The organism is Pseudomonas sp. HY7a-MNA-CIBAN-0227, assembly GCF_040310325.1.
Lineage (GTDB): Bacteria > Pseudomonadota > Gammaproteobacteria > Pseudomonadales > Pseudomonadaceae > Aquipseudomonas.
The window spans coordinates 1-244 of record NZ_JBEOPT010000312.1 but is presented as its reverse complement, the minus strand read 5'-3'; the positions used below and the strand labels follow the sequence as shown (position 1 = coordinate 244).

General features: G+C 65.2%; 1 protein-coding gene. It reads right to left on the bottom strand.

All coding sequences use genetic code 11. The features are described from left to right. The coding region (locus AAEZ06_RS28065; protein WP_350617458.1) for a methyltransferase at nucleotides 1–244 on the bottom strand (244 nt) is incomplete at both ends.

Here is a 244-nt window from a genome sequence, read left to right as displayed (position 1 = left end):
CCTGATAACTGTCGGCGGTGATGCGGTTGTAGCAGCAGGGCGCCAGGGCCAGTTGTTTGCAACCGACGGCGCTGGCCAGTTGCAACAGGCGCACGTGCAGGTCGCCGCAGGCATGCAGGGCGACGGGGGTGTGTTCAGGCTGGATCGCTACATCCGCCATCACGTCTTGGAGGTGATGGGTTGCGGGCAGGCCGTGGCGATCACTCAAGGCTTGGCCGGAGGCGATCAGGGCGGGGTCGTATTC